This is a genomic window from Marinobacter sp. M3C, assembly GCF_023311895.1.
Taxonomy (GTDB): domain Bacteria; phylum Pseudomonadota; class Gammaproteobacteria; order Pseudomonadales; family Oleiphilaceae; genus Marinobacter.
This window is the reverse complement of record NZ_CP092284.1, coordinates 470,292-489,617: the sequence shown is the minus strand read 5'-3', so window position 1 is coordinate 489,617 and position 19,326 is coordinate 470,292. Positions and strand designations below refer to the sequence as shown.

Annotated in this window: 11 protein-coding genes; all 11 read left to right on the top strand. The window is 54.2% G+C overall.

Annotation, left to right across the window (positions count from 1 at the left end):
* Window position 1 precedes the first annotated feature (1 nt).
* The 11 genes from MIH18_RS02120 (at window position 2) to MIH18_RS02070 (ending at window position 18,867) form a co-directional block, all read left to right on the top strand.
* Window positions 2-694 (top strand): hypothetical protein, encoded by a 693-nt coding sequence (locus MIH18_RS02120; RefSeq protein ID WP_249008731.1) that lies wholly within the window; start codon window positions 2-4, stop codon window positions 692-694.
* A 4-nt stretch (window positions 695-698) separates the two neighbouring features.
* Entirely contained in the window at window positions 699-1,580 is an 882-nt protein-coding gene (locus MIH18_RS02115) for a hypothetical protein (protein WP_249008732.1), read from the top strand.
* A complete protein-coding gene (locus MIH18_RS02110) occupies window positions 1,577-2,665 on the top strand; it encodes a FlgD immunoglobulin-like domain containing protein (RefSeq protein ID WP_249013777.1) in 1,089 nt (362 codons plus the stop codon). The genes MIH18_RS02115 and MIH18_RS02110 overlap by 4 nt, the downstream gene beginning before the upstream one ends.
* A 51-nt stretch (window positions 2,666-2,716) precedes the next feature.
* Entirely contained in the window at window positions 2,717-5,248 is a 2,532-nt protein-coding gene (locus MIH18_RS02105) for a PKD domain-containing protein (protein ID WP_249013776.1), read from the top strand.
* A 6-nt stretch (window positions 5,249-5,254) separates the two neighbouring features.
* Window positions 5,255-5,647: a hypothetical protein gene (locus tag MIH18_RS02100; protein ID WP_249013775.1), complete on the top strand. Its 393-nt coding sequence runs from the start codon at window positions 5,255-5,257 to the stop codon at window positions 5,645-5,647.
* A gap of 3 nt (window positions 5,648-5,650) precedes the next feature.
* Complete coding sequence (locus MIH18_RS02095; protein WP_249008736.1) at window positions 5,651-7,990, top strand: DUF6531 domain-containing protein; 2,340 nt, start codon at window positions 5,651-5,653, stop codon at window positions 7,988-7,990.
* Window positions 7,991-8,116: 126 nt separating this feature from the next.
* Window positions 8,117-8,815 carry a PEP-CTERM sorting domain-containing protein gene (locus tag MIH18_RS02090; protein ID WP_249008737.1) on the top strand — a complete coding sequence of 233 codons (699 nt, stop codon included), beginning with the start codon at window positions 8,117-8,119 and terminating at the stop codon, window positions 8,813-8,815.
* A 65-nt stretch (window positions 8,816-8,880) separates the two neighbouring features.
* On the top strand, window positions 8,881-13,416 hold the full coding sequence (locus MIH18_RS02085) for a putative Ig domain-containing protein (protein ID WP_249013774.1): 4,536 nt from the start codon (window positions 8,881-8,883) through the stop codon (window positions 13,414-13,416).
* Between the two features lie 21 nt (window positions 13,417-13,437).
* Complete coding sequence (locus tag MIH18_RS02080) at window positions 13,438-16,317, top strand: transglutaminase-like domain-containing protein (protein ID WP_249013773.1); 2,880 nt, start codon at window positions 13,438-13,440, stop codon at window positions 16,315-16,317.
* Entirely contained in the window at window positions 16,314-16,823 is a 510-nt protein-coding gene (locus MIH18_RS02075) for a hypothetical protein (protein WP_249013772.1), read from the top strand. The genes MIH18_RS02080 and MIH18_RS02075 overlap by 4 nt, the downstream gene beginning before the upstream one ends.
* A 430-nt stretch (window positions 16,824-17,253) precedes the next feature.
* The gene (locus MIH18_RS02070; protein WP_249013771.1) at window positions 17,254-18,867 is read left to right on the top strand and encodes a hypothetical protein; all 1,614 of its coding nucleotides are present in this window, start codon (window positions 17,254-17,256) and stop codon (window positions 18,865-18,867) included.
* Window positions 18,868-19,326 lie beyond the last annotated feature (459 nt).

Here is a 19,326-nt window from a genome sequence, read left to right as displayed (position 1 = left end):
GATGGATCGCAGAAAAATTTCATATCTTATAACATCGATGATATTTCTGGTGCCTTTGGGTTTGTGGCTACTTACCACTGGTAACCCGTTATTTTATTTCCTCGAAGACACCCCCCCGGGGCAAGGGCTTTACGTTATCTCTAAAGGCTTTGCACTGCTGGCGCTGAGTCTTTTCTGGTTTCAGTGCGTAGCGGCTCTTACAAAAAGCACGCCGAACATTGCCGGATTTTTCCGATTATCTCCCCGCGCTCACAAACTCATTGGCAGTACATTGCTGGCACTGATCCTGGCTCACGTCTTTCTCTTTTTTTACGCGGTTTCCCTGCGTAGCGGGCATTTCGCATTCGGTGTGCTCATACCAAGCTTCAGTCATGGTTTTTATAAATTCTACGTCTCCCTCGGCGTGATCGCGCTGGCTTTGCTTATTGTGGGTCTCGTGGCGGGCATTTTGCGCTCAAAATATCTTAATGTTTTCACCCGCTGGGGCCATCGGCTTTGGTTTGTCGCCTTCGGCCTGATCTTCCTGCATGGCGTCAACATCGGTACGGAAACACGGCTCGGCATTATGCTGTACGTCTATTATTTCATTCTTGTCAGTATTGTTTTTTTGGTCGCCAATAACGCGGTTTACGGGCTGCGGTGCAAGCTGGCCGAGCGTGCGCAGCGGAATGCAAATGTTTTCACCGATGGGTAGGTCTATGGTTCATTTACTCAAAGCATCACTCGCCATCCTGGTGGCTCTTGCCTGTCAGGGAGCGTTCGCTGCCAGGCTTAACGACACTTCGCAGCGACTATTGCTCACCGCACTCGTTGATGATCAGTGGGCACTCTATCACTCGGACAATCTGGCTGACTGGTCCGCGATCAATGTCGAGGGTGAGCCCAGAACGCCAACGATCAGCAACAACGGCAACCGTGTCGCCTTCGTGACGGCAGATGGATCACTTCGTGAGCTAGAACTGTCGAGCCTTGAAGTTAAATCGATCACCGATGGCAGCACACTCTCGCTAACTCACCCCTCTTACGATGATGCCGGCAATCTGCTCGTCGTCAGACTGATTGATGGTGCTAGCGTGAACACTGAGATCGGCGTCATTAAAGGAGGCGGCTACCGTCCGATCCATCAGCAGCGTTCGGCGCATTTCGAACCCGTCTTTACCCCAACACCCGAGCCCCGCATTTATTTCAGTCATGTGTCTTGCACCGTGGCTTGCGGTGGTGTGATCCAGGAGATATGGATGCGTGATCTGGTTTCTGGCGTCGCCCGGCAAGTCACCTTACTGAATAGTACCTCTCGGCAACCCTTTGTAGGTCCGTCTGGCGATGTTTATTTCTCGTCGAACGCGCAGGGCACCTATGACATCTGGACCGTCTCGTCTGGCGGCACCAGCGAAGCAGTGACAGCGGGCCCCGAATTCGATAGTCAGCCGGTGGTGCGTTTGAATGGCGATCTGCTGTTTATTCGCCATTCCGTCGATGGCGCATCACTTATGCGTCGAGCGGCAGGTTCCAGTGCGCCTGAGCGTGTTTCCCTGCCATTCGATTTCTCCGACCTTAAAGATCTCAAGGTGAGCCAATGATCTTCTCTCGAATCACTCAACGCCTTTTGATTATAGCACTCTGCGCCGCTGTACCGGGTTTGGTATTACCCGCACCGTTGGAAGCTCTGCCAGCGGCAAGCCAGAGTTTCAATCCCTCTGCGGGCGACGTCAAAACAATTCGCTTTTCGCTGGAACAGCCGGGCAAGGTGCAATTGACCCTTTACTCGGGCGACGGCAATGCCGTTAGAGTGTTGGAGACAATCGTAGCGAAGGCCGGCAACCATGCGCTGCGCTGGGATGGCAAAGACGAGTCGGGGGTAGTCGTCCCTGATGAAGCGTATACCCCGGTCTTTCAGTGCGTCTGTGGCGGAGAGCTAATAACCGTCGACTCCAGGGGGACTTCGGGTGGGTATCCGGTCGCAGTTTCGAATGTGCAGATCGACCCGTCAGGCGCCGTCAGCTATCAGTTGGCTAAGCCCTCTCGGGTATTGGTTCGCGTCGGCATCAAAGGTGGCGCTTTGGTGCGCTCTATAGCGACCTGGGTACCCAAAACCGAGGGGCGGCAGCGCCAGCCCTGGGACGGTCTCGACCACGCCGGCCAAAATCTTCTGTCCCACCCAAAATTGACGCTTCTCGTGCGCGCTATTGCACTGCCTGATCACACGATTCAGACGGTTGGCAATAACAACGTTTCATACCGAACTTACCGTGAGCAGAACGATTGGGCGCTTCCGACCGCTGATTTCAGCCAGGTCAAACTCGAAAGAAATGGTGAGCGGATCGCTCGCGAGTCCCAGATTCCGATCAGCTTGCTGCGCAACCCGGAGACACAGCTCAGTTTTGAGACCAATGAAACCCAAAACGGTATTGCGGTTGTTCGAGGCCCGGTCACCTTTCGAGTCGATATGTCGCCGAGCAACAAATGGGTGATGCAGCAGAGCCTGTATGAAGTTGCGTTCTTTGTCGACTATCAGTTCGTGTCAGAGGAAGAAACCGGATACACGCCCCTGAGTTGGCGCTGGTCCGCAGACGTGGATCCGGGGTTCCACACGATGACCGTCAATATATCGGGCCTCTGGGGTCAGGTTGGCGTGGAAACCGTTCAGTTCCTGGTCAAGGAATAACGCATTCCAGACAATGGGCATTTTCGTTAGTTTTTTTGAGAGGGATCGAATATGAGATGGGTAGGGATACAACGGATGGCAAACCGCTTAAGGGCGAATCGAAACTGGGTGCTGGTCGCGCTGTTGGTTTCCACTTTCGGGTTTCCGGCCTCAGCAACGGCCGCCGGTTCCAGTTGGTGGTGGTTCTTTGGGGATGACCTCGCGCCCGTCTTCTATAGTGTTACGCCGTCAGCAGGCGCCGAGGTTGCAAACTCTTATGTAATCGTTGAGTTTGACGTATACGACCCATGGCGCATCGGCCTTCGCACCAGTCGCCTTGACGGCGGTTCCATTCAGGTCTCTCTCAAAGGCCAGCCCTATGACAATGTTGAATTTGAGCGCAAAGGGTTAAGCCAGTGGTTTCCATGGATATTGCCTATTAAGGGGACGATTCAGGTCAAAACAGCACAAAGCTGGGAAGACGGCCCGCAGCATTTTATTGTTTCTATCGCCGATAAGTCAGGCAACCGGGGTAGCGTCGAGCATTCCTTTTTAATGGATACCAAGGGCCCGACATTTACTCGCGTTGCACCGGCGCCCGGCAACCCGATAAAAGATTCAACAGCCGCTCTTCAAATCAGAGCGGCGGACGACGGTGTGGGAGTTGATTGGGAAACCCTGTCGGTCAATGCGTCGCCAAGTTCGGCTGTGATCACCGGTTATGATACCGAATCCGGTGTCATCGAAATTGTGCCCGAGTCGGAATGGTCCGAGGGCGAGCTAGCCATTGCACTGTCCCTCAGCGATAGCCTTGCTAACGAGTCGAGCCAGACACTGGTCTATGATGTTCAACCAGAAGCCGGGTTGTCTGCAACCATTGACGCCGAACCCCTGTCCGGTAGTTCCCCACTCACGGTATCTTTCTCGCCTGAAATCGAGACCAATACGGCCATCGAAGTTTATCGGTGGGACTTTAATAACGATGGCGTCTTTGATCGGAGCGAGCCCATTGGGCGCGATCAGTCATACACATTTGACGCCCCGGGATCCTACCCCGTAACGCTCCAGGTTCTCGACAGCGCCGGCGAAACCGTTGATGCCATGGTCACCATTGAGGTCGACAATGCGCCACCGGAAATCACCGCCGAAGCGCAACCTTCTAATGGGACACCACCGCTGGTGGTCAGTTTCAGTGCCACTGCGTCCGATGACAATGGCATCGAAAGTTATGAATGGGACTACAACGGTGACGGTGTCTATGACGAGAACACCTCAACAGGCAGCACCACATTCACCTACGCGAGTGAAGGTCAATTCCAGCCCCGAATCCGCGTCACGGATACGCTGGGTGCTGCCGCAGACCTAGCAATTCCATCTATATCTATTCGAGTTATCACCGGTGCGCCAACTGTATCTGGAACGGCCAGTCCCACATCGGGCAAGGCGCCGCTGACGGTGCAATATAATGCAACGGCGTCGGATCCGGATGGCTTGCCGATCACGGCGTGGGCCTGGGATTTTGATGGCGATGGTACCGACGACTACACCTCAGTTGACAGTGGTTCGGTGTCCCACACTATCCCGACACCCGGCACCTTTTATTCCCGTGTGACGGCGACTGCCGAGGACGGTGGCACCGGTGAAGATTTCGTCAAGGTGACGGTGTTGCCCTCATTTGCGCTGTCATTGTCGCGCGACACGATCGATACCGAGCTGGCCGAGAATGTTCAGGTGCAGACAACCCTGGGCGGTGATACCGATGTCAGTGTTGTGATCCAAGACTCGGCTGGCGGAACGGTGACCACGCTAGTTTCCTGGCAAGTCAGACTAGCGGGCGACTATACAGACGCCTGGGATGGTCGCAATGCGGCCGGTGAGTTTGTGTCTGAGGGCGACTACCGCGCCGTCATGTTTTATCGTATTGACGGTGTCGAAAAGCGCTTTAATACCGTTCTCTCGACGGGTGGCCGGGAGTACAACCCGCCGCGTAATCGTCTGCCAAGCCAGTTCTCGCCATTTGACGGCGACCCGCTGGATATTACGTTTACCCTGAGTGAGGCGTCGGAAGTGACCGCCTTCATCGGACGCTACAATGTCAATACACGCTTGGTGACGTTCTACCAGCGCAAACCGTTGGGCCGTGGTAGCCACACCATTACTTGGCATGGCGAAAACAACAATGGCGAACTTATTCACCCCCCAGGCAATGATCGTTTTCTATTCGGCATCTTCGCTTTCTCACTTCCGGACAACGCGGTCTATGTCAAAAGCGGTGTGCATGTAAGTGCTATTTCCGCCGCACCTCCAATCGTAGACCCCACAAGATCCGGTGACGAGGACAATCAAGGCACCTCCACAATCAGTTTCCTACTTAGCCGGGGCGGAGCGGCGGAAATGACCGTTTACGATGCAGACACCGGTGCCTTTGTGGCACAAAAAATGGTCAGCGGGCTCTCGCAAGGCGAAAACACGCTCACCTGGAATGGCAAGGACAACAACGGAACGTATGTCAGCCCCGGAACCTACCGTATTGGCATCCTTGGTCTTGACGAGCGTGGTTCACGAACCATGGAAGTGTTCACCCTGCAACGGGTCTATTACTAGGAGGGCATGACGATGCATTCAGCGCGAAATGGACTATTGACGATCATTCTACTCACACTTATGACGTCGTTTGCACAAGCGGGCGGCGTAGGCGCTGCCGAAGATTTTGTTTACCTCGACCAGCAAGCCCGACTCATTACGCTGGAAGGCATGAAGTCCCGACGCGACGGCCTGAATGCGTCGCTGACCCGATCCGAGTTGATGAAAATTGATGAGGGCACTCGCGACGAGGTGATTGCCCTCTTTGCCGAGCACGGTGTAACCCCGAGCCAGCACGCGACCTATGGCAGTCGTCATGCGCAAGAGATTGATCAATGGCTCGAAGCACACCCCTCCTGGGATGCAACTTACGATGAACTGCAGCGGGAATTCGACTCGCTGTCTGCGGCGATGAGGTAAGACATGGACGTGAAACGACTCTCCAAAATGACGAAAGGTGGAACGGCTACCAGTGGCTTCTTCGCTACCCTGCTGGTGTTCCTCGTCGCACTCTCGGTACAAAATCAGGCGTTAGCTTACCATTACCCCTGGGATCAGGGGCACGACACCTTCGATTGGAATGATCCGAACCAGGAAGGACCGTGCGAGGGGTCGGAGTGCGACCCTTGTAAGAGTACCGGGTCGCCCGTCTATATCCCGACGGGACACTTCGTCTGGAGTGAACAGGATGTTCAAATCCCGGGTCGGCCGGGCCTGTCTATTTCACGCTCTTACAATTCAAACGATCCCCAGGTAGGCATGTTTGGCAATGGATGGAGTTCGAACTGCGACTCCATCGCAATTAAAACCGTCGATTGGGAGCAAGGCGCCGAGGGCACCCCTTTATCGTCAACAACCTACCTACTGCGTGAACCCAACGGCAAGCGTTACTCCTATACTGTGGGTGATGATGGCCAGATCGAATCGCCGGTCGGTCGCGACGATCAGGTTGAGCTGCTATCTGAAGGGCGCATCAAGTTGTCCGCACAGGCGGGCAGTTATCGAATTTACAGTGCCAGCGGTCAGCTGCTAAAGGATGCAGCACCTTCGGGCGAGTCGATCAGCTACGAATACAACGCCAACGGCCAACTAACCCGGATGGCTGCGTCGTCTGGCGCCTACCTCGACTTCTACTATGACCCCCAAGGTTTTGTCAGCGCCATCACCGACAGCGCCAGTCGTCAATGGCAGTATTTTTACGATATCGATGGCAATCTTGTGCAAGTACAGGAACCAACAGGGGGTGTTTGGGCGTACGGCTACCGGAAATACAGCCCGCCTGCTGACGCCCAAACGTATTACCAACTGACCAAAATTACCGATCCAGACGGTGTGGTGGTCACTGATGTGACCTATAGCGGTACCCGGGTATCGAGCTATACGTTGGGTGAGAACACTTTCTCCTACAACTACAACGTTAGCCAGAAAACCGTGGTCAAAACCGACAGGGTCGGTTCCTCCTGGACCTTTGTTTACGACGATGATGCGGTGATTACCAAAGTCACGGCGGCAGACGGCACCAGCCAGGAATACGTCTACGACGACGAGGGCAATCTGGTCACCTTCGCTGACGAAGCGGGTAGCCAGTGGACGTCTACTTATGATCAGCAAGGGCGGCGCATTTCCTTCACCGATCCGCTGGGCAATACCGAGCAGTGGACCTACAACTCGGAACTGCTTTACCCGACGACGACCACCTCGCCAACAGGGCGTACTACCACCGCCCGTTACGACGAGAACGGCAATCTCGCGGCTATTACTGATCCCTCCAATGCGACCACGCAATTTGAGTGGAGTGAGCAAGGTTTTATCCAGTCCTCCCAAAATGCGTTGGGCCAGCAGATGACGTTCGAGACGGATGCGTCGGGATTACCCGTCTCGGTGACTCAGCCTGACGGCAAAACCGGCCGGATTGGTTATAACGCCGCAGGTCACATTGTCAGCCTGAGTGACAACACCGGGGCCGTTTACGCCATTGAGCGGGATGCGCTCGGAAGAGCGCTTAAAAATATCGAGCCATCCGGAATAACTTTGACCTACCAGAGAAATGCGGCGGGTGATGTCTTGTCGTTGACTGACGGCAAGGGACAGCTAACCCGCTACAGCTATGACCAGTATGGCCGCCTGGCCGCCGAGACACTCACCGACGGCCGGCAGCGCACCTACGACTACCGCACTGACAACCTCCTTGAAAGCGTCACCGAACCGGACGGAACGGTCGTTGAGTTCACCTACGACACCACCAAACAGCTCGTCTCGGTGTCCAGGGGCAGCCAGACAAACACCTACGAGTACAACGCACGTGGTTTGCTCACCAAAGCCTCGAATGAGGTGGGGGTGGTCACACGTACATACGATGCCGCCGGGCGGTTAGTCACGGAAAACGTGAACGGCGAGACCGTTGCCTATGCCTACAACGCTGAAAATGAGTTGATGTCCGTTTCGGCACTGGGTCAAACTCGCAGCTATGAGCGCGACTCCCGCGGCCTGTTAACATCCATGACGGCGCCGGAAGGGCAGTATGATTTTGGTTACGATGCCCTGGCACGACGCACGTCTATGTCGATGCCTAACGGTGAGAACGTCGCTTACGGTTACAACGTTTCGGGCCAACCCACAAGCATCAGTCATGCCGGGCCTTATCAAAATAACCTGCAATACAGCTATAACCCTCGTGGCCTTATCAGTAACTACTCGGGCAAGTGGGTCGATTTAAGGGCGCTTACTCACTACCAGCAAATTCTGAACAATGGAAATTTTTGAGCGTCGTGTCGAAAATTAACAAAAATTTGTGTAATCAAAACCCTAGAAATAAATTTGTGACTTGACGATTAACATTTTTTCATGTGACCCTATCTAAAAGGACGTTACACGATATAGAGGTAAAGGATGTTCTCTCTCTTCTCAAAAGCAATCCTGCTTTCATTTTTTTTCATCTATTTTTCAGCCAGTGCAGTAGCAAGCCCCATAGTCCTCAACGATTGGGCTTTCAATATTGACGATGACCTATACGAATACTTTGCCGGGGATACCATGCCGGGAAGTGCGCAATTGGACGCGTCGGGTCTGGGGCAGGTTGATCTCGAGTTTGCCTCAAACGGCAGCCACTCTGTTGGCGCATTCTTTGACTTTGAATTTGGCCGTTCCGCCAACACCTATTTCAATGAATATGGGCAAGCCGTTGGCGCTCCCGCACCTGGCCAGAGTTGGGAGATCGACGAGCCCGGCTTTATTTTCGGAGACATCTACGACAACCTGGTATTCAACTCATTGGGCAATGACAATGCAGTTCCGCAGGGCTCTGAAGAAGATGTATCTTTTGCCCTTGGATGGGACTTCAATCTTGCCGCCGGTGAAACCGCTTATCTGTCACTCTTTACGGCCCTGACAGCGCCGGTCGATGCTTTTTATCTCTCCCAAACCGACCCTGAAATGGGCCTCTCCTTCAATCAAGAACAGTCGCTTTATTTCTGGGGCGAGCTGGACATTGTTGGAAAACCAGTAGCGGTTTCAGAGCCCTCTGCAGGACTTCTCCTGGCGATTGGCCTCTTCTCACTGCTTGTAAGAAGGCGCGTTATCGCATCCTGAATCACCAAGATGCGACTCCCCTCACTTCTTGATACTGACAACCTGTATAGCAATAAGGGATCCCTATGAAACGGAGTTTCTATCGCGCCCTGATGGCCAGCGTCTTCGCCGCTGGCATGGGCTCCGCCCCCCTAACCGCCAACGCAAATCAGGCCCCTTTAGCAGCAGATGTCATTGTGGTTATAGATGAGTCTGGCTCTATGTCCGGAGAGCAGCGCTGGATCGGTGAAATGGTTCGCTTGCTTGACGAAAACCTTCAGCAATACGGAATAGGCAGTGAGTCGCAGGCGAATCTCTATGGTCTGGTAGGATATGGTAGTCGCTCCGTTGTACCCAGAGTATTGCAGGTAGACGGCGAGAAGCTTGGGTCTGTCGCGGGGTTTGAGGCTGCATCGAATCGTTTGGTTACCAGCGGTGGCACAGAGGATGGCTGGCGCGGCATTGAATACGCGCTGAACGAGTACCCCCGAAGAAACGGTGCCGCTGTCAATATTATCCTGGCCACGGATGAGGATCGGGATAATACGAGAAGTTCAATCACGTATCAATCTGTCCGGTCTCTTCTCGAAGCCAATCGCTCGCTATTGAATGCTGTTGTGAACGCGAGAATAAAGTGCGGTGATGGTCGAAGGGCTCTAGGGTTAGACAGCCTGGGGACAGGTTACGTCGTGGACGGAAACGGCGGTTTTACCCGATGCGATGGCGCTTATGCAACCTCAGGCTCCGGGCGGACCGTAGATGATTATGTCGACCTTGCATTGGAAAATGGTGGGGCAGCCTGGGACCTTGCGTTTCTGCGTTCAGGGGGAACGAACGCGGAGTCTTTTACCAAAGCACTTCTTGATATCAAGGTTGAAGAAATTCTCAGTCAGCGGCCAACCGGTGATCTGGTAGCCGTTGCGCAGGCTACTCCAAATCCGGCTGTGGCCGGGGAACAGATATCACTGGATGGCACGGGTTCTTTCCACCAAAAAGATGAGCGAAGCATCATTCGCTGGGAGTGGGACCTTGATGATGATGGCACCTATGATGCCCAGGGGCCGATCATTACCACCAGCTTTCCAGAACTTGGAGACTATCCGGTAACTCTGCGTGTAACGGATGATGGCAGTACGCCGCTTGTTCAGACGGCTCAGGTTGTTGTCAAAGTTGACACGCCACCACTGAGTCCCACAGCGGATGCCGGCGGGCCCTACCTGTTCTGCCCGCAGACACAACCCTGGTATCTGGATGGCACGGGTTCCGTTAATCCGGATGATGGTCTGAGTGAGCCTGGCCAGCCAGGCGATCAGTTGGTCTCCTGGCTCTGGGATCTTGATAACGATCTGTCGTACGGCGATGCCAGTGGCGATCTGGTGGATGTGACCAGCCGCTTTGCTGGCGAGGGTGCGGGAGACTATCTGATCCGCCTTCAGGTCAGTGATAATACTTCCAATGCCTTCCCCAGTAGTGGAAAGCCCGACCTGACTGACACAGCTGTCAGGCAGGTGCGAATCCGAGACGAGTCCGATGCCGCCTGTAACTGTCTGACCGATATTGCTGTTCGTGGAAAAATGACGATTGCCCAATTGACCTGGACAGATTCCGGCGCGCCGTCTTATGCCGTGCATCGCAGCACCCAGGCCGGTGGGCCCTATCAGCAGATTGCAGTGACGGACAATCGCTACTCCACTTATCTGGATATGGGGCTGGATCTCGACACAACTTACTACTACGCGGTGAATGAACTTGGCACAGATGGACGCCCCACCTGCCGTTCCAGAGAGGTAAGCATTACCCCTTCGGCCCGCAGGCGCAATACTTCAAACCGCGCTCCTGACATTGAGTCCGTTCCGGTGGTCAGCGCAATCGAAGGGCAAGCTTACAGCTACCAGGTTGAGGCGACCGATCCTGATCGACGCGACCGTAAAGAGTTTTCGCTGCAGGTGGCTCCGGCTGGAATGGTGATCGATACCGTGTCCGGCCAGATCGAGTGGACGCCACTGAACGTGCATGTGGGTAGTCAGACAGTGGTCGTGCGCGTGGCCGATACTCAGGGAGCCTTCGACGAGCAGGCATTTACGATCAGCGTAACGAACGTGAATCAGGCCCCTGCAATTGTGAGCTCGCCGGAGCTGGCTGCGACGGAACTCGAAAAATATAGCTATCAGGTTCAGGCGGTGGATCCGGATCTTGGCGATACTTTGAATTTCGAGTTGGTTAACGGCCCTGCCGGTGTAACCATTGATAGCTCCGCAGGTTTGCTTACCTGGACCCCCGAACAGGGCCAGCAGGGTACTCGCGAAATTTCTCTGAAGGTTACCGATAGCGAGGGCGAGTCCGACCAGCAGTCCTATCAACTGCAGGTACGAGAGCGCAACTACCTGCCGTCCATTGATAGTACGCCGGTGATTGAGGCTGAAGCAGCTTCGGAATACCGTTATCTGGTGCAAGCCTCCGACGCCAACTCAGACGCAACACTGACGTTTGCTCTGGGCGACTTCCCGGAAGGCATGACCATCGATCCGGTGGCCGGGGAAATACAGTGGGTGCCAGCTGCAGACCAGGTCGGCGTGCAGCCGGTAACGGTTGTGGTTTCCGACGATCGCGGTAGTTCTACCTCACAGAATTTTGAAATCCGGGTGTTGGAAGAGAATATCGCTCCCACGATCGTAACGCGGGTCCTGCCGGTTGCCAGTGAAGATCAGAGCTACACGGTCTTGATCGAAGCGGAGGATCCGAACACCGCGGAAACCTTGCGATACAGCCTTATTTCTGGACCCTCGAATATGCAGCTAGACCGGGAGACCGGCGAACTGAGTTGGTTGCCACTGACAACGCAGATCGGTAACAACCCGGTCACGATCCGGGTGAGTGATAGCAGAGGGCTCAATGCAGAGAAAGACTTTGTCATTGAAGTTCTGGATGTGAATCAGGCCCCGGGAATCACTTCAGTGGCGCCGGCATCTGCAGAAACCGGCAAACTGTTCACCTATCAGGTTCAGGCGTCCGACCCGGACAGCGGTGACGTACTTGAATACCTGCTCGTGTCAGGGCCAGCGGGCATGTCAATGGATCCTGAATCTGGCCTGCTGGCATGGACGCCTGGCAGTGAGCAAGAGGGTACTTATCCTGTCAGACTGCAGGTCAGGGATGCTGATGGGCTATCAAGCAATCAGACATTTGATATCAGTGTCAGTGCTGTCGATGCACCACCGGAAATTACCTCCACGCCGGTCGTGTCGGCTCTGGCGGGCACCGATTGGCAGTATCAGGTAACGGCATTGGACGATCAGGATACGGAACTGGTTTACCAGTTGGTTTCAGGCCCCGCCGGAATGTCCGTGAATGCCGCTAACCTGGTCACCTGGACACCTGCCGCGAGTGATGAAGGCGCTAATGCGGTAACGGTCCGGGTCGCCGACCAGAACGGCAATGCGGTCAGCCAGAGCTTTACCCTCACCGTGGTGACCTCGAATGAGCCACCGGTGATTTCCAGCAATCCGCCAGCAACCGCGCGGGTCGGTCAGCCATACCGCTACCAGGTTATGGCTGAGGATCCCGAATCCGGCGCACTCACTTATAGCCTTGGGCAGGCACCGGCTGGCATGGCTATTGATGCTGGAAATGGCAGCTTGCAGTGGACGCCAACTGACACCGATGAAGGCGCCCAGCCCGTTGCCATTGACGTTTCCGATCCGCAAGGCGCAACAACGCGTCAGGCCTTTACCCTGGAGGTAACCACCGACAATGCGACACCTTCTATTACCAGCCGTCCTGCCTCTGGCGCTCTGGTTGGCGAGACCTACAGCTATCAACTCGTAGCCACAGATCCTGAGAACGAAGCGCTGACCTACGCTCTGCTGTCCGGCCCATCTGGCATGACCCTGTCTGCCAATGGCCTGGTGCAATGGACGCCGGATGGAAGTCAGACGGGCGAGTATTCTGTCAGCCTTGAGGTGCGTGACCCACAGGGTGCATCGGCGACACAAAGCTATATTCTGAATGTGCAGGCAGAAAACAGTGCGCCGGTGTTTGAAAGTTCGCCGACCACCACCGCGAGAGTGGGCGTTGAATACAGCTCTACCATGACTGCAACAGATCCTGAAGGTGATGCGCTGGCCTGGAAGCTGGTCTCTGCACCGGCGGGTATGGCCATCAATTCAGGAACGGGAGAAATCTCCTGGGTGCCCAATGAGGACCAGATTGGTACACACCAGGTTGCCGTTACAGTCACCGACGGCCGTTTCACCGTTGGCAGGACCTATTCGGTGACAGTAGCTGGCGATATGCTGCCTCCGAGTCTGGGCAATGTGCCAAAGGATACAGCCGAAGTCGGCAAACCGTACGTTTATCGCATCGTTGCGATCGACGCTGAAGGCTACTCGGTGGACGTCGAACTCTTATCTGCCCCGGAGGGAATGACGCTGGCCGATGAAAATGGCGTGCCGACCATCCGCTGGACGCCGGTAGAGGGTGACTGTGTAAAGAATGTGCGCCTGGGGCTGGAAGACAGGTTTGGCCAGACCGCAGAACCGACCTGGAGCATCCAGGTATATGCAGCACCCAAAAAGCTGAATCGTATCCAGTGCTCAGCGCAGTCTGAAGCGTGTGGCGGGTAAGAGAACTCAGGGAGAGAGACAATGTTTGCCGATTTCAGAACCGAAGCCATGTTTTCCCAGCGCCTGAAGCGGGCGGTCAGTGCCCTGGTGCTGTTCTTCTTCTCATTCACCTTCTATTCGCCGGCGGTCCTCGCGGCATTCAATGAAGCGGATCGGCAGTCAAATCCGCCGCGAAATTCGTTGGCCTACACGAATCCGCTCGGCGAGACCATAGAGAGCCTGGAACAGCAGGTCAGTTCGCTACAACAGACGGTCGCTGGAGGGCGGATGGATCGGATTCCTGCCCACCTGGACGCGATAGGGGAGTTGGCGGAGGTATTTCACGAACGGGATGCAGGGGTCAGAAAAGAGCTCGATGCTGAGCGCCAATCCCTGATTGCTAAGGGATTGCCCGATGACATTCTTGCCCGCCACCAGACGTTCAAATCTAATTATCTGGACCATGCTAAAAGCATAGGAATCGGTCTCGATAAGCTCTCTCGCTGGAAAAATGGTGCCACTGATAAAGACGGGTTGCTGAACATAGCGAACGCTCTTCAGAGCCACCTGCAATACCCGGTGCGCAACCCGCAACAGAGCTTCAGTGGTGATCTGGATTTCGTGACGCCGCCACCGCGAAACCTGTTCACCAGTCAGGCCGCGATTGAAGGCCTGCTTGGCGTCAGTGGCGAGCCCGCCTGGGATTTAAGTGATTATCTGCAAACGGACAGTGCGACCGCTAACACCGACCGAGTCCGGGATATCGTGGCAGATCTGGGCCCGGATCCATTGGCGTTGTACAAATGGGTACACGACACCATCCGTTTCGTGCCCAGCTATGGCGTAATGCAGGGTGCTGATTACACCATTCAGAGTGAACAGGGTAATGCCTTTGATACGGCCAGTACCCTTATTGCGCTATACCGCGAAGCGGGCATACCGGCGCGTTACAGCTATGGCACCGTAGCCGTCCCTGCCGAGGGTGCTCAGAACTGGGTTGGCGGTGTCTCCAATGTTGACGCCGCCACCAACATCCTAAGCCAGGGAGGCATTCCCCAGCAGCAGTTTTCCTACGGCGGATCGATTGAAGAAGTGGAGCTGGAACATGTGTGGGTCGAAGCGTGGATCAACGGCGAATGGGTCGGCCTTGATCCCAGTTTCAAAGAGCATACCTTCACCGAAGGCCTGGACATTGAGAATGAGGTACCCCTTGATGCAGAAGCGTTCCTGAGCAACCTGCAAGCCTCCGCAACCGTAAACGAGGCAGAGGGCTGGGTTCAGGGTCTGGACGCCCTTGCGGTCCAAAATGAACTGGAAGATTACCAGGCCCGGGTCCAGTCGTTCATTGACGGCACTGGCAACGACACCACCCTGGGCGACGTGCTGGGCACCCAGCAGATCGTTCCCGAAAACGCCGACGTCATCGAAGACGTCGCATTGCCCTTTAATCGCGTGCGCGCCAGCGCCGTTGTCCCGAATCTTCCAGAGTCACTGTACTATCGCTTCCGTCTGCAGATTGGCAACACCTTTGGCGGCAGTTTTGGCGCCCCCGTGCAATGGGCCGGAACAGCAGCGGAGATCGACCGCCTGACGCCAGAGCTCGTTGGCAAGTCACTGGCGATCAGCTTCCGACCGGCCACTGAGGCCGACCAGCAGACGCTGGAGAGCTACCTTCCCGACACCGTCGAATCGTTGGAAGACCTGCCCTCCCAATTACCGGCCAATACCGTTAACATGATTGGCGAGATCACCCTCGACGGCAACGTGGTGGCAACCACGTCCTCGGTCACCCTGGGCCAGTCATTAATGGCGCGCCTGGGTTTTCACGCGCCCGAACGAAGCTGGAACTACAGCGAAAACAACCTGATTGCCGGCCAATATCAGGCTGTGGGAATTGATATGCAGGGCATCAGCCCAGCCCAGCTTACCAAATTGCAGGGGCAACTGGAGAACGTGAAAACCAAGCTGGATGCAGAAGATTTCGCCGGTCTGACCAAGCATGACCTTGTCGGTGGCATCCTTCAGTCTGGAATCCAGGGCTATCTGGCAGAGACCTACGCCATGGACAAAATTGCCGCCAAGGCATCGAACATTGTGTACAACCGAAGCCCAAGCTACGGCACCTTCTCTACGCAGATGAACGTATCCTACTTCTTTGGCTCCCCGCGAAATGTTCTGTTCAGTGGTGTGGTGATGGACGTGGATAGGATGTCAGCCAATACGGAATCGGTGGATAATTGTTATGAGGATTGGGTGGCGTTTAATCGCGCCTCGGGTATGCGCTCCAGTGCCTACGAACACCTGATCCCGGAGCGCCTCTTTTCGACCGAAGAGCAACCCGCTGAGGGTGTATCGACCGCGAAAGCGCTAACGCTGGCTATGGCCCAGGGCCAGAGGATCTACACACTGACTTCTGAAAACGCCTCGAGACTGAACCTGATCACCATCGACTCGGCGGCGCGCTCTGAAATACAGTCGGCGTTGCAGCGTGGGTTTGAGGTCACCGTTCATGCGCAGCCAATCAACGTTAATGGCTGGGAGGGGAGTGGTTATTCGATTATTGATCCTGAGCGTGGGGTTGGGGCTTATAAAATATCAGGCGGCATTAGTGGAGGTGTACTACCTTTTCTAACCACGCTAACGATATTCATAGCTTTTGCAGCCATAATAAGCGTAGGGATATTAGCAGCATTGGGAGGTAGTTTCATTGCTGCTTTGGGAGCTGCGGTTGCATTCGGTAATTTTCTGCTTTGGACCAACGCCATAAGCGATGCAGGGAGCTGGGAAGAACTCAATGTAACGAATTTAGTAGCCGCGCTTGGTCTGTCTCTCGCAGTAATTGGATTGTTCAGTTTAGGTATCCATGCATTACCACTTATTCTCGCAGGAGAGGGGTTTGCCTTCTTATTTGGACTCTTATGATCAGTCTTCGCTTGTTATTGGGCGCTGTCACATCAGCGCTAATTTGTATAAAAATACAAGGAGATTATTTAAATTTCGCCCGCTATTATTCAAATATAGCGGCTGGTGTTTTCTCTGGTTTGATGTCATTGCTATTGTTTGTACATGGAAAGTGGGCCTGTTTTATTGAGCGCAACAATGGTAGTCCCTCAAAAAAATGGACGTTCTTTGAGTTCTGGGTTCTACCATCATCGATTGTTTATATGTTTACTCTGCCCTTTGCAGGAATTCATGTCTTTACCTTAGAGTTTTTTTTCTCCTTATTGCTGTGTGTTGCCCTGTTGGGTGACCGTAACCACGATATCTCTAAATACTTGTGGGAAAAGCGTCCAAAAGAGTATCGGAAATTCCCAGATTCTGGGGAGGCCTCATGGCGGACGTTGAACGAAAAAAAAATGCTTTGTGTCGTAACTTTTTTCGGACTGCCTATTGGGATATATCTGTTTTCCGCACTGTATCAGCTTTGAGAATATAAAATAATTAGGGAGACTCTGAATAAGTCTCCATGGATCCTATGGCTATGGCCGGTAAGCGGGGGTAAGTACACAGCGAACTCACTGTAGTTGTCCGAGGTGAGCGCTTTAACTGCGCCCCGAATCAGCCTCAAAAGCCGGATGGTGGTGTCGCTGCCCAACGCCGACTAATTATGGGTACTTTGAGTGAGGGACGCTTTGGTCATGAAAAAAACCAGAAAATCTTGGATTAGCAAAGAAAAAAGTTAAGTCTGAGGAAGGTCTGAAATGCTGAATTTTGTAGCTTCATGCTGGTACTGGCGAAAATTTCCGGGTTTTCATGCCTTCCTTGAGGCATGTGGTATCTGAGCGAACCGGAGAAGCAAGTCGCAAATCTGGAATACCAGTAAACGCTATTAGCGTTTTACGACCTGACCTGCTCTGAATGGCAGGCACAAGCGGCAACGACATCACCCTGGGCGACGTATTGGGCACCCAGCAGATCGTTCCCGAAAACGCCGACGTCATCGAAGACGTCGCATTGCCCTTTAATCGCGTGCGCGCCAGCGCCGTTGTCCCGAATCTTCCAGAGTCACTGTACTATCGCTTCCGTCTGCAGATTGGCAACACCTTTGGCGGCAGTTTTGGCGCCCCCGTGCAATGGGCCGGAACAGCAGCGGAGATCGACCGCCTGACGCCAGAGCTCGTTGGCAAGTCACTGGCGATCAGCTTCCGACCGGCCACTGAGGCCGACCAGCAGACGCTGGAGAGCTACCTTCCCGACACCGTCGAATCGTTGGAAGACCTGCCCTCCCAATTACCGGCCAATACCGTTAACATGATTGGCGAGATCACCCTCGACGGCAACGTGGTGGCAACCACGTCCTCGGTCACCCTGGGCCAGTCATTAATGGCGCGCCTGGGTTTTCACGCGCCCGAACGAAGCTGGAACTACAGCGAAAACAACCTGATTGCCGGCCAATATCAGGCTGTGGGAATTGATATGCAGGGCATCAGCCCAGCCCAGCTTACCAAATTGCAGGGGCAACTGGAGAACGTGAAAACCAAGCTGGATGCAGAAGATTTCGCCGGTCTGACCAAGCATGACCTTGTCGGTGGCATCCTTCAGTCCGGCATTCAGGGCTATCTGGCAGAGACCTACGCCATGGACAAAATTGCCGCCAAGGCATCGAACATTGTGTACAACCGAAGCCCAAGCTACGGCACCTTCGCTACGCAGATGAACGTATCCTACTTCTTTGGCTCCCCGCGAAATGTTCTGTTCAGCGGCGTGGTGATGGACGTGGATAGGATGTCAGCCAATACGGAATCGGTGGATAATTGTTATGAGGATTGGGTGGCGTTTAATCGCGCCTCGGGTATGCGCTCCAGTGCCTACGAACACCTGATCCCGGAGCGCCTCTTTTCGACCGAAGAGCAACCCGCTGAGGGTGTATCGACCGCGAAAGCGCTAACGCTGGCTATGGCCCAGGGCCAGAGGATCTACACACTGACTTCTGAAAACGCCTCGAGACTGAACCTGATCACCATCGACTCGGCGGCGCGCTCTGAAATACAGTCGGCGTTGCAGCGTGGGTTTGAGGTCACCGTTCATGCGCAGCCAATCAACGTTAATGGCTGGGAGGGGAGTGGTTATTCGATTATTGATCCTGAGCGTGGGGTTGGAGCTTACAAAATTAGTGGTGGGGCTAGTGGTGGCGAATTTTGGAACCTTTTGGCTAGCGCTTTGGCTTATTTAGCAAATGCCGATGGAGCCTCGGACGCGTTTAAGAAGCTCGTTGGTTTGACTGGCCTTTTTAGTCTTGTTGGTAGCTTCTTCGACATTCTTTTTGTTACAGGGTGCAATGAGTTCGACGCTGCGGCTGGAGCATTGCTTTCCTTTATTGCTGGAATATATTTAACAAAGCTCTCATTGATATTGATTGCAGGACTACTGAATCCAATCTTTTTGGTCCTTGCCATCGTCGCAATAACGCAAATTATTAGCTATGTTCAGTCGCTGGTCACTCGTAGCGTAAAAGCAAGTTGTCAAGCTTAGTGAGGAATAGCCTATGCGCGGTAAAAAACTATCCTTCTCAAAGAAAGGAGAGTCTGAAGGGTTCGACTTTTTGTCGTTCCACCTAAAAGTTGCGGTTTTGGGAGCGATTTTGTTGGGCCTAATGGTGCTGGCAGGACGGCTAGGATGGATTTGAGCAGATTTACTGCTTAGCCGACTGATAAACGGTGTGGAGCTCTTATTAACACTGCCACGATCCCGGAGCGGTGGAAGAAACTGCCTGGCTACTCAAAATTTGCGAGGGGTTTGGGGCTCATGGCTGGTTTGGCGAACGACTTATTTGGTGACGCAGAGGGGTGGGATCTGGTTGGACAGACTTCTTTGACTCTGTTTGGTTTTTTCGCGACGGCATTACTGTTAGCGAGCGTATCGGTCGCTGTCGGTCCCTTTTTAGGAGCAGTTTCGGAGCCGTTATTGCGAGCTTTATAGCGTATCTAATGG

Bases quoted from the DNA above. Each gene is read 5' to 3' on its own strand.
- MIH18_RS02120 (WP_249008731.1), top strand. From the start codon at position 2: ATGGATCGCAGAAAAATTTCATATCTTATAACATCGATGATATTTCTG.
- MIH18_RS02115 (WP_249008732.1), top strand. From the start codon at position 699: ATGGTTCATTTACTCAAAGCATCACTCGCCATCCTGGTGGCTCTTGCC.
- MIH18_RS02110 (WP_249013777.1), top strand. From the start codon at position 1,577: ATGATCTTCTCTCGAATCACTCAACGCCTTTTGATTATAGCACTCTGC.
- MIH18_RS02105 (WP_249013776.1), top strand. From the start codon at position 2,717: ATGAGATGGGTAGGGATACAACGGATGGCAAACCGCTTAAGGGCGAAT.
- MIH18_RS02100 (WP_249013775.1), top strand. From the start codon at position 5,255: ATGACGATGCATTCAGCGCGAAATGGACTATTGACGATCATTCTACTC.
- MIH18_RS02095 (WP_249008736.1), top strand. From the start codon at position 5,651: ATGGACGTGAAACGACTCTCCAAAATGACGAAAGGTGGAACGGCTACC.
- MIH18_RS02090 (WP_249008737.1), top strand. From the start codon at position 8,117: ATGTTCTCTCTCTTCTCAAAAGCAATCCTGCTTTCATTTTTTTTCATC.
- MIH18_RS02085 (WP_249013774.1), top strand. From the start codon at position 8,881: ATGAAACGGAGTTTCTATCGCGCCCTGATGGCCAGCGTCTTCGCCGCT.
- MIH18_RS02080 (WP_249013773.1), top strand. From the start codon at position 13,438: ATGTTTGCCGATTTCAGAACCGAAGCCATGTTTTCCCAGCGCCTGAAG.
- MIH18_RS02075 (WP_249013772.1), top strand. From the start codon at position 16,314: ATGATCAGTCTTCGCTTGTTATTGGGCGCTGTCACATCAGCGCTAATT.
- MIH18_RS02070 (WP_249013771.1), top strand. From the start codon at position 17,254: ATGGCAGGCACAAGCGGCAACGACATCACCCTGGGCGACGTATTGGGC.